Origin of the sequence: Paracoccus simplex, from assembly GCF_042648325.1 — a bacterium.
Classification (GTDB): Bacteria; Pseudomonadota; Alphaproteobacteria; order Rhodobacterales; family Rhodobacteraceae; genus Paracoccus; species Paracoccus simplex.
In genome coordinates, this window is the sequence record NZ_JBHRXE010000025.1 from 24,148 (window position 1) to 37,388 (window position 13,241).

A 13,241-nucleotide genomic window follows, 5' to 3' on the forward strand; every position below is an offset into this window, starting at 1 on the left:
TGGCGCAAGCAAGGGTGACGGGATGACGGTTATCTGGGCGGAACGGGCCTTGTTGCCCGATGGATGGGCGGAAAACGTCCGGGTGACGGTCGAACAGGGCCGAATCGCCGCGGTGGAAAAAGACACGGCGCCGCAAGGCCAGCGCGTCGGCCTGCTGCTGCCGGCGCTCGCCAATCTGCACAGCCACGCCTTCCAGCGCGCCATGGCCGGGCTGTCCGAAGCGAAAGGCCCCGAGCCGCGCGACACCTTCTGGACCTGGCGGCAGATCATGTATCGCTTCCTCGACCACCTGACGCCCGAGGATGTCGAAGCCATCGCCGCGCTGGTGCAGATGGAGATGCTGGAGGCCGGCTATGCCACCAATGTCGAGTTCCACTATCTGCACCACCGCCCCGGCGGCGGGCATTACGACAACATCGCCGAGATGGCCGCGCGCATCGCCGCCGCCGCCAGCCGCACCGGCATCGGCCTGACCCTGCTGCCGGTGCATTACCAGTTCGGCGGCGTGGACCGCCGGCCGCTGGCCCCCGGCCAGAACCGTTTCGGCACCACGCCCGAGGAATTCGTGCAACTGGTCGAGGGCGCCGAGACCGCGCTGCGCGCCCTGCCCGCCGATTCCGGCATCGGCGTCGCCCCGCATTCGCTGCGCGCGGTCTCGCCCGAGGGGCTGGCGGCCTGCGTCGCGCTGCGCCCCGGCCGGCCCTTGCACATGCACCTGGCCGAGCAGGTGCCCGAGATCGAGGAAATCAGCGCCGCCTATGGCCGCCGCCCGGTCGAATGGCTGCTGGACAATCACCAGCCTGACCGGCGCTGGACGCTGATCCACCTGACCCACATGACCGAGGACGAAACCCGCCGGCTGGCCGCCACCGGCGCCGTGGCCGGGCTTTGCCCGATCACCGAATCGTCGCTGGGCGACGGCATCTTCAACGGCACCATCTGGGCCGAGGCGAAGGGCCGGCTCGGCTTCGGCTCGGACAGCAACATCCGCATCTCGCTGGTCGAGGAGCTGCGGACGCTGGAATACAGCCAGCGCCTGCGCGACCGCGGCCGGGCGATCCTGGCTGAGCCGGGACGTTCCACCGGCCGCGTGATCTACGAGGCGGGGCTGGACGGCGGCGCCACGGCGGCGGGGCGCGAGACCGGGGCGATCCGGCCGGGGCTCTGGGCCGATCTGGTCGCGGTCGGGTTGGACAACCCGGTGATGTTCAGCCGCAAGGGCGACCAGCTTGTCGACAGCCTGGTCTTTGCCGGGCATGACGGGCTGGTTCGCGACCTGTGGTCGGCGGGTCGCCATGTCGTGCGGGACGGCCGGCATATGGACCGCGACCGCATCATGTCGGAATATCTGGCGACCGTCGCCCGCGTTCAGGATCGCATGTGACCGAGAAAACCGCCCAGATCTCCAAGGCGCAGGCCATCGTCAGCGAGGTGCGCCGCCGCATCGTCGACCGCGAATGGCGCCAGGGCGACCGCATCCCGGACGAGGCGGAACTGGCCGTCGAGTTCGGCGTCGCCCGCGCCACGGTGAACAAGGCCCTGCAGATGCTGGCCGAGGAGGGATTGCTGGACCGCAAGCGCCGGGCCGGCACCCATGTGACGGTGAACCCGGCGCGCAAGGCCACGCTGACCATCCCCATCGTGCGCGAGCAGATCGAGCAGGCGGGGATGGAATACAGCCACCGGGTCATCGCGCAGAAGGAAAGCCCGATCCCGGCCGAGATCGCGCAGCGCATGGAACTGCCCGAGGGGCGGATGCTGATCCACCTGCGCACCGTGCATTACGGCGACGGCAAGCCCTTCCAGGTCGAGGATCGCTGGATCAATCCCGGCGCCGCGCCGGGCGTCGCCGGCATCGACTTCCACCGGGTCAATGCCAATGAATGGCTGGTGCGCAACGCGCCCTGGCTGCGCGCCGACATGGCCTTTTCGGCCGAGAACGCCAATGCCCGCGACGCCCGGCTGCTGGAGACGCGGCAGGGCAGCGCGCTCTTGATCCTGCAGCGCACCACCTTCAACGACCTGGGCGCGATCACCACCGTCCGGGTGGCCTTTCATCCCGGCTATGCCATGATCGCAACGCACTAGGCGCCGCGCCGGCTTCACTTTGCGCGGCCCTTCGCCTAATAGGCTGGCAATCCCAAAAAGGAAAAGCCATGGCCAGCGCCAATCTCAACATCATGATCAAGGCCGCGCGCAAGGCGGGCCGCAGCCTCGTCAAGGACTTCCGCGAGGTGGAAAACCTTCAGGTCTCGGTCAAGGGCGCCGGCGATTTCGTCAGCCGCGCCGACCGCGAGGCCGAGCGCATCATCAAGGAAGAGCTGCGCACCGCCCGCCCGAACTATGGCTGGCTGGGCGAGGAAACCGGCGAAGAGGCGGGCGAAGACCCGACCCGGCGCTGGATCGTCGATCCGCTGGACGGCACCACGAACTTTCTGCACGGCCTGCCGCATTGGGCGGTCAGCATCGCGCTGGAGCACAAGGGCGAGATCGTCGCCGCAGTGATCTTCGATGCCGCCAAGGACGAGATGTTCACCGCCGAGCGCGGCGACGGCGCCTTCCTGAACGACCGCCGCATCCGCGTTTCGGGCCGCCGGCAGATGATCGAATCGATCTTCGCCACCGGCGTGCCCTTCGCCGGGCGGCCGATGCTGCCGGCGACGCTGCGCGACCTGGGCCGGCTGATGCCGCTGACCGCCGGCATGCGGCGCTGGGGCGCGGCCTCGCTGGACCTGGCCTATGTCGCGGCCGGCCGCTTCGACGGCTATTGGGAACGCGGCAACCAGCCCTGGGACATCGCCGCCGGCATCCTGCTGGTCAAGGAAGCCGGGGGGTTCGCCGAATCGATCCGGGGCGAGGAAAGCCCGGTCCAGACCGGCTCGGTCGTGGCGGCCAACCCGCAACTTTTCAACGAATTCGCGGAAATCGTACGCCGGCCGGACTGAGCCCGGCTTGACCTTTCCGCGGCAGGGGCGCATGGCCGGGTTTCCAGCCCAGGATGATGCGCCATGCCAGACAACCGCCAGACGGGGCCGCTGATGGCCCCGGCCGCACAGCCCCCTGCCGTTCCGCCGCCGCATGCCCGGCCGCGCGCCGACCGGCAGGGCGCCGCGATCCTAATGATCTGCGCATCGAGCTTCATCTTCGCGGCGCAGGACGGGGTCTCGCGCTACCTGGGCGCCGCCTATTCGCCGATTTTCGTGATCATGCTGCGCTATTGGTTCTTCGCGCTGTTCGTGATCCTGCTTTGCGCGCGCAGCTCCGGCGGGCTGGGCCGCGCCATCCGCTCGCGCCGGCCGGGCCTGCAGATCTTTCGCGGCGTGCTGCTGGTGGCCGAGGTCGTCGTCACCATCGAGGCCTTCGTGCGGCTGGGCCTGATCAACACCCATGCGATCTTCGCCTGCTACCCGCTGATCATCTCGGCCCTGTCCGGGCCGGTGCTGGGCGAGAAGGTCGGCTGGCGCCGCTGGGCGGCGGTGGCGGTGGGCTTCGCCGGCATCCTGATCGTGCTGAGGCCGGGCAGCGGCGTGTTCAGCGCCAATGCCACGCTGCCGCTGCTGGGCGCGGCGATGTTCGCGCTTTACGGGCTGCTGACCCGGCTGGCCGGGCGCGACGACACCGCCATGGTCAGCTTTTTCTGGACCGGGATCTCGGGCGCCGTCGCCATCACCGCCGTCGGCATCTGGCATTGGGAACCGATCGCCGGCCGCGACATTCCCTGGCTGCTGATGCTCTGCCTGACCGCGGTGGCCGGGCATTTCCTGCTGATCAAGGCCTATGAGCTGGCCGAGGCCTCGGCGCTGCAGCCGTTCTCCTATACGCAGCTGGTCTGGATCAGCATCTTCGGCGTAACGATCTTTGGCGAGCATCTGGCGCCGAACGTCGCCATCGGCGGCGTCATCGTCGTCGGCGCCGGGATGTTCACCTGGTGGCGCTCGCGCCAGCGCGAGCGGGCCGGGTAGCGTCGATGGCCCGCGCCGCCGCCAGGGCGGGCGGCGGGCCCAGCACCTCGGCCAGCACCCCGCCGGCGGCAAAGGGCAGCAGGCTGCGCGCCGGTATCCGCGGCCGCGACGATTGCGCCAGACGGATCGGCGGCGGCGCCGGCGCGGGTTTCACCCCGCCCCCGGTCAGATCCCAGGTCGGCACCAGCGGCACCGGCGCACCCTTGATGCGGGCGCGATAGACCGGCAGCGACTCGGCCACGCGCATGACGTAGTTGCGCGTCTCGTCGAAGGGGATCATCTCGACCCAATCCACCGGATCGACCTGGCCGCGCAGGTCGCCGAATTCGCCCAGCCAGCGCGCCGACCGCCCCGGCCCGGCATTGTAGCCCGCCGCCACCAGCGCGATCGAGGGGCCGAAGCGTTCGCGCAGCCCGGCCAGATAGGCCGCGCCCAGCCGGGCGTTATAGGCGGCGTCGCGGGTCAGCCGCGCCTGCTCGAAGGGCTCGCCGACCTTGCGCGCCATGGAACGCGCGGTGTCGGGCATGACCTGCATCAGCCCCAGTGCCCCGGCATGCGAGGACACGGTATGGTTGAACTCGCTTTCCCGCCGGGCGATGGCCATGACCAGTTCGGGCGGCAGGCCCAGTTCGCTGCTTTCAAGACCGGTCAGCGGGAAATAGGCGGCGGGATAGACCGCGCCCTTGGCGGCGGCGGCCTTGGCCAGCCGCAGCGCGTGCCAGGGCAGGCGCATTTCCAGCATCATCCGCGCCATGCGGCCGATATCCTCGGGCGCGGCGGTTTCGGCCAGGTGCAGGAAGAAGCGCGCGGCCTGGTCCGTCTCGCCCGCCGCCAGCAGCCAGGTGCCGGCCTGCCAGACCGGATTGTCGCGCAGGGCCGAGCCGCGCCATTCCGGCAGGCTGGTCTCGCTGCGCCCGGCCACGGCCAGCTCTGGCCGCATCGGCAGGCCCAGCTTTTCCGCGGCCAGTTGCCCATACCAGGCCGACTGGTATTCGGCGGCGCTGGCATAGGCCGCGGCGGCGCCCGGCGCATCGCCCCCGGCCTCCAGCGCCCGAGCCTGCCAGTAATGCGCCCGGGACAGCGAGATCGGGCTGGCCACCGCCGTCTCCAGCGTGCGGAAATGCTGCAGCGCCCGGTCGGGCGCGCCGCCGCGCAGCGCCGCATAACCGGCCAGCCATTCCAGATCGGAAAAGGCATCGCTGCCCGGCGGCAGGAAATGCCCGGCGGCCAGCCGTTCCGCCAACGCCCAGTCGCCCTGCCGCAGCGCCAGCCTTGCGTAATCGGCGCGCTTGGGCGCCCAGGCGGCGGGATCGCGCAACGCCTCGGCGCCGGTCGAGCGTTCCAGCATCAGCGCGCGCGCCAGATCCGGCATCTTGGCCCAGACCCGCCAGCGGAAGCGATCCAGCGCCAGCCCGGCATCGTCCCGCTGGTCCCCGGGCAGGGCCAGGATCAGCGCATCCACCCCGGCCTGTCCCGATTGCAGCGCCAGCCGCGCCTTGCCCAGGGCCTGCGCCGGGGCCGAGGCCATGGGCAGCACCACCTGCGCCGCCTGCCATTCGCCCAGATCCAGCAGCCGCGTCAGCCGCGCATCGTGCAGGCCGGCGACCTCGGCGCCATGCGCGGCCAGGAAGATGTCGGCCTCGGGTTTGGTCAGCGCCTGCTCGGACCAGAAGCGGGCGATCTCGGCCTTGGCGGCCTGCGGATCGGTCGCCTGCAGGGCGGCGATCAGCGCCATGGCGCCATTCAGCGTGTCGGGGCGGCGGGGGCCGAACCAGCGGATCACCTCGGCCGGCGGCAGGTCGGTGCGCAGCACCGCATCGCCGCGTTTCCGGAACAGCGCCATGCCCGGCCAATCCGCATGGCGCAGGGCAAAGTCGCGATAGTCCGGCCAGCTGCCCTGCCCGGCCCGCAGCCGCTGCCAGGCGACCAGATCGCGGGCGATGGGGCCGGATTGCGCCGCCTCGGCCGCGGCGGCGGTCCAGTCGCGCGTCCCGGCCGCCGCCAGCGCGCGCGACAGACGACCGGCATCCTCGGCCCCGGCCGGCGCGGCAAGGCCGACCCCCAGGGCCAGCAACGGTCCCAAAATCCTGTCGCGGAAAGGATACATCATGCCCCCATTTCTGTTCGGTTCCGCCGGGCGGCGCAACTCACATCCTTGGCAATCGGCGCGCCCGGATGTAAGTCCCGTCAGAGGCAAATTCAGGATACCCACATGTTCAAAGGCTCGCTGCCCGCGCTGGTCACGCCATTCACCCCGGACGGGGAGCTGGATCTCCCCGCGCTGGAAAAGCTCGTCGACTGGCATGTCGCGCAGGGCAGCCACGGGCTGGTGCCCGTCGGCACCACCGGCGAAAGCCCGACGCTGAGCCATGAGGAACACCGCAAGGTCATCGAGGAAGTGGTGCGCATGGCCGCCGGCCGCGTGCCGGTCATCGCCGGCGCCGGCTCGAACGCCACGCATGAGGGGATCGGCCTGGTCCAGCACGCCCAGGCCGCCGGCGCCGATGCGGCGCTGGTGGTGACGCCCTATTACAACAAGCCGACCCAGGCCGGGCTGATCGCGCATTACACGGCGCTGCACGATGCCAGCGACCTGCCGATCATCATCTACAACATCCCCGGCCGCTCGGTCATCGACATGCTGCCCGAGACCATGGGCCAGCTGGCGAAGCTGCCGCGCATCATCGGCGTCAAGGACGCCACCGGCAAGCTCGAACGGGTCAGCCAGCAGCGCGCCGCCTGCGGCAAGGAGTTCGTGCAGCTTTCGGGCGAGGATGCCACGGCGCTTGGCTTCAACGCCCATGGCGGGGTCGGCTGCATCTCGGTCACCGCCAATGTGGCGCCGAAGCTCTGCGCCGAGTTCCAGGAGGCGACGCTGGCCGGCGACTATGCCAAGGCGCTGGACTACCAGGACCGGCTGATGCCGCTGCACGAGGCGATCTTCATCGAGCCGGGCGTCGCCGGGGCGAAATACGCCATGTCGCGGCTGGGCCTCATCAGCGACCGGGTGCGCCTGCCGCTGGTCGGGCTGACCGACGCCACCAAGGCCCGCATCGACGCGGCGCTGGCCCATGCCGGGCTGATCTGAACGGCGCGCATCGGGCTTGACGACAGGGGCGGGTTTTCCGCCCCTTTTTGGTGCCGCGCCCGGCACCGTTGCCGCATCCGGAGGCGTCGCCCCCCGCAAGACATTCGAACAGGACAGATACCTGCCGCAAGGCGGATGTCCGCCCCGGCTTCCGACGCGCCCGGCTGCCCTGGTAATCCGCTGCCCGCTAATCCCCGGACCGGCGATCGACAAGGCTGGCCTTGTCCGGGTCGGCGAAGGTGGCCCAGTCCTTGCCGGGCGCCGGGCGGGGCAGTTCATCACGGCTCCAGCCCAGATGCATATGGGCCTTGGCGATGAAATAGCCGGTGACGGGCGCGGTCAGGAACAGGAACAGGGTGATCAGCAGCTCGTGCCAGGTCAGCATGCCATGCCGGGCCGGGAACCAGATCAGCGAGGCGATCAGCACCGCCCCCACGCCCAGCGTCGCCGATTTCGTCGGCGCATGCAGCCGGGTCATCGGGTCCGGCAGCTTGACCAGCCCATAGGAGCCGACAAGCCCGAAGAACCCGCCCACCACCAGCAGAACCGAGACGACGATTTCCGCGATCATGCCCGCTCTCCTATTCGATGATGTCGCCGCGCAGGACGAATTTCGCATAGGCCACGGTCGAGATGAAGCCGACCATGGCGAACAGCAGCGAGGCCTCGAAATACATCGTCGTGCCCTTGTCGATGCCGAACAGCGTCAGAAGCGCGATCATGTTGATCGCCATGGTGTCCAGCGCCAGCACCCGATCCGACAGGCCGGGCGCGAACACCACCCGATAAAGGCAGAACAACAGCGCCAGTCCGAAGCAGCCATAGGCGAACAGCAGCGCGTAAGCGATCATTCGAAGATCTCCTTCAGCCGGGCCTCGTAGCGGGTCTTGATCTCGTCCAGCGCCGCCGCCGGGTCGGGGGCGTGCATGGCATGGACCAGCAGGGCGCGGCCGTCCTCGGACAGGTCGCAACTGACCGTGCCGGGGGTCAGGGTGATGGTCGCGGCCAGGGCGGTGATCGCCTCGGGGCGGCGCAGGTCCAGCGGCACGGCGATCCAGGCCGGCTGAAGCGCCCGGCGCGGCATGAACAGCACGATGCGCGCCACGGTGAAATTCGCCTTGGCGATGTCCCAGATCACGACGGCCAGATAGGCCGGGATGCGCTGCGGCTTGCTGTAGCCGGTCGCGCCCGGCCAATAGGGCGCGGTGACCAGCGGCACCACCACGCCGATGATCGCGGCGAAGACCAGCGAACCCACGGCCCAGCGGTTGACCAGCAGCATCCAGACCAGGACCAGCGTGACCGAAAGCCAGGGATGCGGGAACAGGCGGCGGATCATTTCGTGTCCTCCTGCCCTTCCAGCACCGCCGAGACATAGGCGTCGGGGTTGTGCAACTGCGCGGCGGTCGCCTCGGCAAAGCGCATCGCGGGGCCGGCAAAGGCGGTCAGCGCGACGATCCCCGACAGAAGCAGCGCCACCGAGGCCACCGCCAGCCAGTTCGCCGGCGCATCGCCAAGATCCTGGATCGGCTCGTCCGGTTCCAGCTTGGGGCTAAGCGGGGCCGAGGCCTCGGCCGCGGCCGGTTGGGCCGTTGCGGAAGCCGGCGCCGGAGCCGGGGCGGGGCCAAGCTCGAAACTTTTCCAGAAGACGATCGAACCGGCCCGCGACATGGCATAGATGGCGATCAGCGAGGTGATCAGGATGGTGGCCCAGATCCAGACCATCGCCGGCGCCGCCCCGGTGGCCTGCATCACCAAGAGCTTGCCGATGAAACCGGAAAACGGCGGCATGCCGACCACGGCGATGGCCGCGGTGAAATACAGCGCCGCCACCAGCCCGTTGCCCGGCATCACCCGCTCCAGCCGCAGCCACAGGTCGCCCCGGCGCGCGCCGATCATGTCCACGATCAGGAACAGCGCCCCCGCCGCCAGCGTCGAATGGATCATGTAATAGACCGCCGCCGAGGTGCCTTGCGGGGTGAACTGCGCCACCGCGATCATCAGCGTGCCGATCGAGCCGATGGCGGCGAAAGCGGCCAGCCGGCCCAGATGGCGGGTGCCCAGAATGCCGATCTGGCCGATGGCCAGCGTGAACAGCGCCGCCGGCAGCAGCAGGTCGGCCGCCACGCCCTGGGTCACGGCGTCCTGCGGAAAGACCAGCGTGAAGAAGCGAATGATGCCATAGACCCCGACCTTGGTCATGATGGCGAACAGCGCCGCCACCGGCCCCGGCGCATTGGCATAGGTCGAGGGCAGCCAGAAATGCAGCGGCACCAGCGCCGCCTTGACGGCAAAGACCAGCATCAAGAGCACGGCGCCGACGCGCAGCAGCGCCGTGTCCTCGGCCGGCATCGCCGCGACGCGCAGCGCCATGTCGGCCATGTTCAGCGTGCCGGTGACGGAATAGAGCACCCCCAGCGCCGCCAGGAACAGGGTCGAGCCGGCCAGGTTGTAGGCGATATACTGCACGCCCGCGCGCAGCCGCATCTCGCCGCCGCCATGGATCATCAACCCATAGCTGGCGATCAGCAGCACCTCGAAGAACACGAACAGGTTGAAGGCATCGCCGGTCAGGAAGGCGCCGCAAATGCCCATCAGCTGGAACTGCCAGAGCGCATGGAAATGCCGGCCCTTGCGATCCCAGCCCGAGCCGATGGCGTAAAGCTGCACCGCCAGCGCCAGCCCGGCGGTCAGAAGCAGCATCAGCGCCGCCAGCCGGTCCAGCATCAGGACGATGCCGAAAGGCGCGGCCCAGTTGCCCAGCCGATAGACCTGCACGTCTCCGCCGGCAGCCAGGACATTCAGGTAAAGCGCCACCGCGACCAGAAGCGCGGTCCCGGTGACCGAGAACACCCGCTGCAGCAGCAGGTCGTTGCGCATCCACAGGATGATCAGCGGCCCGATGACGGCGGGCAGGACGACGGGGGCGATGATCAGATGGCTCATGCGTCGCCATCCCCCGAGGCGCGATCGGCAGGCGCGGCATCGGCCGGCAGGCGGTCGGCGCGCGGCATGTCCACGCGGTCGTCGCCACCTTCGATGAATGCCCCCAGCGCCATCATCACCACCACCGCGGTCATGCCGAAGCTGATGACGATGGCGGTCAGCACCAGCGCCTGCGGCAGCGGGTCGGTATGGAACTCGACCCCTTTCTGCAGGATCGGCGGCGCGTTCACCACCAGCCGCCCGGTCGAGAACAGGAACAGGTTGATGGCATAGCTGAGCATGGTCATGCCCAGCACCACCGCGAACGTCCGCAGCCGCAGGATCAGATAGACCCCGGCAGCGGTCAGCATCCCGATCGCGCTTGACAGCAGCAGTTCCATCAGCGCCGCGCCTCCTTGCTGGGGTCGATATCCATGGGCTCCAGGTTCACCGTGGCCCCCGCCTGCCGGGCGATCCGCGACAGCGAGTTCAGCGCCAGCATCACCGCGCCCACCACGCACAGGAACACGCCCAGGTCAAAGCCCATGGCCGAGGCCAGCTCGAATTCCTCGAGCCCCGGCAGCTTCACATAGCCATAGGTCGAAGTCAGGAACGGCAGCCCGGCGAACCAGGCGCCGATCCCGGTCAGCCCGGCGGCGATGACACCGGCGCCGATCAGCGCGTGATAGTTGATCTTTTGCCGCTCCTGCGCCCAGGCAAAGCCCGAGGCCATGTATTGCGACACCAGCGCGATGGCGACCACCAGACCGGCGACGAAGCCGCCCCCCGGCATGTTGTGGCCGCGCAGGAAGATATAAAGCCCGACCACCAGCGCGATCGGCAGCACCAGCCGCGTCGCCACCACCAGCATCAGCGGATGCCGGTCGCCGGCTCGGCGGCTGTCATGCACCCAGTTGCGCAGCCGCCGGCCGCTGGCGCCGGCCAGCAGCGTCTCGGTCAGGGCAAAGATGGTCAGGGCGGCGATGCCCAGCACGGTGATCTCGCCGAAGGTGTCGTAGCCGCGGAAGTCCACCAGGATCACGTTGACGACATTGGCGCCGCCGCCCAGCTTGTAGCTGTTCGCCAGCATGTATTCCGAGATCGGCGAAAAGGCGAAATCGCTGCGCATGATCACATAGGCCAGCGCCCCGAAGCCTAGCCCGGTCACGGTGGCGATGAAGGCGTCCAGACCGCGCTTGCGGTCGCGGCTGTCGATCACGGTGAATTTGGGCAGGAAGTTCAGCGCCGCCAGCAACAGGACCACCGTGACCACCTCGACCGAGATCTGCGTCAGCGCCAGGTCGGGGGCCGAGAAATAGATGAAGCTGACCGAGACCATCAGCCCGATGATGCCGACCAGCACCAGCGCCAGGATGCGGTGGCGGTGAAAGGCCACCATGCAGCACGTCGCCACGATCAGGGCCACCCAGCCGATCAGCGGCACCGGCTCGACGGGCAGCATCGGCCGGGTCGCGCCCTGCCAGCCTCCGGTCGAGAAGGCCCAGAAGCCGCAAAGCACCACCGTCAGCGAAAAGGCGGCCAGGGCGCGCGACATCGAGCCATTGGTCAGCCGGTCGGTAAAGATGCCCGCCGCGCCGGCCGCGCAGCGGGTGATGGCGTCGAAGATCGCCTTGGCGTCCGGCCAGACCATCGCCGCCCGCGCCGCCAGCAGCCGGCGGTTCAGCGCCAGCAGCAGCCCCCCGCCAACCAGCGCGGTGATCGACAGCATCAGCGCCGGCGTCACGCCATGCCACAGCGCCAGATGCGGATGCTGGGCCGCGCCGGTGACGGCACTGGCCGAGGCCTCGACCAGCCAGCCGGCCATGCCGGCCGGGAACAGCCCGATCAGCACCACCAGCACCGCCAGCAGCGCCGGGGCCGACCACAGGCCGAAACCCGGATCATGCGGGCGATGCGGGTAATCCCGACGCTCGGGGCCGAAGAACACCTGCCAGACGAAGCGCAGCGAATAGCAGACCGAGAACAGCGCCCCCAGCGTCGCCATCGCCGCCACCAGGCCGGGATGACCCTGCCAGGCGGCATGGGTCGCCTCCTCCAGCATCAGTTCCTTCGACAGGAAGCCGTTCAGCGGCGGGATGCCGGCCATGGACAGCGCCGCCACGGTGCCGATGACGAAAGTCACCGGCATCAGCCGGCGCAGCCCGCCCAGCCGGGCGATCGAGCGGGTGCCGGCCTCGTGGTCGATGATGCCGGCGGTCATGAACAGCGCCGCCTTGAAGGTGGCGTGGTTGATGATGTGAAACACCGCCGCCACCGCCGCCGCCTCGGTGCCGAAGCCCAGCAGCATGGTGATCAGCCCCAGATGCGAGACGGTGGAAAAGGCCAGCAGCGATTTCAGGTCGTCGCGGAAGATGGCGATCCAGGCCGCCAGCACCATGGTCACAAGGCCGGTGGTGGCGACGATGTAGAACCATTCCGGCGTGCCCGACAGCACCGGCCACAGCCGCGCCATCAGGAACAGCCCGGCCTTCACCATGGTCGCGGAATGCAGATAGGCCGAGACCGGGGTCGGCGCCGCCATGGCGTGCGGCAGCCAGAAATGGAACGGGAACTGCGCCGATTTGGTGAAGGCGCCCAGCAGGATCAGCAGCAGCGCCGGCAGATAATAGGGGCTGGCCTGGATCGCCTCGCGCGCCTGCAGGATATCCGAGATATCGAAACTGCCGGCGATATTGCCCAGGATCAGCATCCCCGCGATCATCGCAAGCCCGCCCATGCCGGTCACGGTCAGCGCCATGCGGGCGCCCTGCCGCCCCTCGGGCAGGTGCTTCCAGTAACCGATCAGCAGAAAGGAGGAGAGCGAGGTCAGTTCCCAGAACACCAGCAAAAGCAGGATGTTGTCCGACAGCACGATGCCCAGCATCGCGCCCTGGAACAGCATCAGATAGGTGTAGAACACACCCACCGGATCCTCGCGCGACAGGTAATAGCGCGCATAGGCGATGATCAGCAGGCCGATGCCCAGGATCAGGATGCCGAACAGAAGCCCCAGCCCGTCGATTCGGAAATGCGCGTTAAGCCCCAGCGAGGGCAGCCAGGCAAAGCGCGCCGTGATCACCTCGCCCGCCATGATCCCCGGGATATGCAGACAAAGCCCCAGCAGCGCGATGAAACTTGCCGTCGCGCAAGAGACCGCAGCGACATCGCGCCCCGAGCGGATCAGCAATCCGGGCAGAAGCGCCCCGATGAACGGAAGCACGGCGATCAGCGCTGGCGACATTGTCCCTCGTTCCTTTTCGTGCCCC

The 13,241-nt window shown here is 69.0% G+C and carries 12 protein-coding genes; 5 read left to right on the top strand and 7 right to left on the bottom strand.

Annotated elements, in window-relative coordinates; all coding sequences use genetic code 11:
* The first annotated feature begins 22 nt into the window (after positions 1-22).
* The 4 genes from ACFOMP_RS10335 (at position 23) to ACFOMP_RS10350 (ending at position 3,962) form a co-directional block, all read left to right on the top strand.
* Positions 23-1,384 carry a formimidoylglutamate deiminase gene (locus ACFOMP_RS10335; RefSeq protein WP_379030124.1) on the top strand — a complete coding sequence of 454 codons (1,362 nt, stop codon included), beginning with the start codon at positions 23-25 and terminating at the stop codon, positions 1,382-1,384.
* Complete coding sequence (locus tag ACFOMP_RS10340) at positions 1,381-2,088, top strand: GntR family transcriptional regulator (protein WP_028714095.1); 708 nt, start codon at positions 1,381-1,383, stop codon at positions 2,086-2,088. Before ACFOMP_RS10335 ends, ACFOMP_RS10340 begins: the two co-directional genes overlap by 4 nt.
* A gap of 68 nt (positions 2,089-2,156) precedes the next feature.
* Positions 2,157-2,945, top strand: a complete 789-nt coding sequence (locus ACFOMP_RS10345) for an inositol monophosphatase family protein (RefSeq protein ID WP_289894365.1) — start codon at positions 2,157-2,159, stop codon at positions 2,943-2,945.
* Between the two features lie 63 nt (positions 2,946-3,008).
* Positions 3,009-3,962 (top strand): DMT family transporter, encoded by a 954-nt coding sequence (locus ACFOMP_RS10350; protein ID WP_379030128.1) that lies wholly within the window; start codon positions 3,009-3,011, stop codon positions 3,960-3,962.
* Here the strand turns inward: ACFOMP_RS10350 and ACFOMP_RS10355 are convergent.
* Positions 3,922-6,072, bottom strand: coding sequence for a transglycosylase SLT domain-containing protein (locus ACFOMP_RS10355; protein ID WP_379030131.1), 2,151 nt, complete (start codon positions 6,070-6,072; stop codon positions 3,922-3,924). The genes ACFOMP_RS10350 and ACFOMP_RS10355 overlap by 41 nt on opposite strands.
* Before the next feature lie 102 nt (positions 6,073-6,174).
* Here ACFOMP_RS10355 and dapA point away from each other — a divergent pair, with 102 nt between their 5' ends.
* Positions 6,175-7,050, top strand: coding sequence for a 4-hydroxy-tetrahydrodipicolinate synthase (gene dapA / locus ACFOMP_RS10360; protein WP_289894368.1), 876 nt, complete (start codon positions 6,175-6,177; stop codon positions 7,048-7,050).
* Between the two features lie 187 nt (positions 7,051-7,237).
* On the opposite strand, the gene ACFOMP_RS10365 is transcribed toward dapA, so the two are convergent.
* The 6 genes from ACFOMP_RS10365 to ACFOMP_RS10390 are packed head-to-tail and all read right to left on the bottom strand — an operon-like array spanning position 7,238 to position 13,216.
* On the bottom strand, positions 7,238-7,621 hold the full coding sequence (locus tag ACFOMP_RS10365; protein ID WP_019351522.1) for a Na+/H+ antiporter subunit G: 384 nt from the start codon (positions 7,619-7,621) through the stop codon (positions 7,238-7,240).
* A gap of 10 nt (positions 7,622-7,631) precedes the next feature.
* Positions 7,632-7,901, bottom strand: coding sequence for a K+/H+ antiporter subunit F (locus ACFOMP_RS10370; protein ID WP_019351523.1), 270 nt, complete (start codon positions 7,899-7,901; stop codon positions 7,632-7,634).
* Positions 7,898-8,389, bottom strand: coding sequence for a Na+/H+ antiporter subunit E (locus ACFOMP_RS10375; RefSeq protein WP_379030136.1), 492 nt, complete (start codon positions 8,387-8,389; stop codon positions 7,898-7,900). Before ACFOMP_RS10375 ends, ACFOMP_RS10370 begins: the two co-directional genes overlap by 4 nt.
* Positions 8,386-9,996 carry a monovalent cation/H+ antiporter subunit D gene (locus tag ACFOMP_RS10380; protein ID WP_379030139.1) on the bottom strand — a complete coding sequence of 537 codons (1,611 nt, stop codon included), beginning with the start codon at positions 9,994-9,996 and terminating at the stop codon, positions 8,386-8,388. Before ACFOMP_RS10380 ends, ACFOMP_RS10375 begins: the two co-directional genes overlap by 4 nt.
* Positions 9,993-10,376, bottom strand: a complete 384-nt coding sequence (locus ACFOMP_RS10385; RefSeq protein ID WP_289894371.1) for a Na+/H+ antiporter subunit C — start codon at positions 10,374-10,376, stop codon at positions 9,993-9,995. The genes ACFOMP_RS10380 and ACFOMP_RS10385 overlap by 4 nt, the downstream gene beginning before the upstream one ends.
* Entirely contained in the window at positions 10,376-13,216 is a 2,841-nt protein-coding gene (locus ACFOMP_RS10390) for a monovalent cation/H+ antiporter subunit A (RefSeq protein WP_379030142.1), read from the bottom strand. Before ACFOMP_RS10390 ends, ACFOMP_RS10385 begins: the two co-directional genes overlap by 1 nt.
* Positions 13,217-13,241: the final 25 nt, after the last annotated feature.

Bases quoted from the DNA above. Each gene is read 5' to 3' on its own strand.
- ACFOMP_RS10335 (WP_379030124.1), top strand. From the start codon at position 23: ATGACGGTTATCTGGGCGGAACGGGCCTTGTTGCCCGATGGATGGGCG.
- ACFOMP_RS10345 (WP_289894365.1), top strand. From the start codon at position 2,157: ATGGCCAGCGCCAATCTCAACATCATGATCAAGGCCGCGCGCAAGGCG.
- ACFOMP_RS10350 (WP_379030128.1), top strand. From the start codon at position 3,009: ATGCCAGACAACCGCCAGACGGGGCCGCTGATGGCCCCGGCCGCACAG.
- ACFOMP_RS10355 (WP_379030131.1), bottom strand. From the start codon at position 6,072: ATGATGTATCCTTTCCGCGACAGGATTTTGGGACCGTTGCTGGCCCTG.
- dapA (WP_289894368.1), top strand. From the start codon at position 6,175: ATGTTCAAAGGCTCGCTGCCCGCGCTGGTCACGCCATTCACCCCGGAC.
- ACFOMP_RS10365 (WP_019351522.1), bottom strand. From the start codon at position 7,621: ATGATCGCGGAAATCGTCGTCTCGGTTCTGCTGGTGGTGGGCGGGTTC.
- ACFOMP_RS10370 (WP_019351523.1), bottom strand. From the start codon at position 7,901: ATGATCGCTTACGCGCTGCTGTTCGCCTATGGCTGCTTCGGACTGGCG.
- ACFOMP_RS10375 (WP_379030136.1), bottom strand. From the start codon at position 8,389: ATGATCCGCCGCCTGTTCCCGCATCCCTGGCTTTCGGTCACGCTGGTC.
- ACFOMP_RS10380 (WP_379030139.1), bottom strand. From the start codon at position 9,996: ATGAGCCATCTGATCATCGCCCCCGTCGTCCTGCCCGCCGTCATCGGG.
- ACFOMP_RS10385 (WP_289894371.1), bottom strand. From the start codon at position 10,376: ATGGAACTGCTGCTGTCAAGCGCGATCGGGATGCTGACCGCTGCCGGG.
- ACFOMP_RS10390 (WP_379030142.1), bottom strand. From the start codon at position 13,216: ATGTCGCCAGCGCTGATCGCCGTGCTTCCGTTCATCGGGGCGCTTCTG.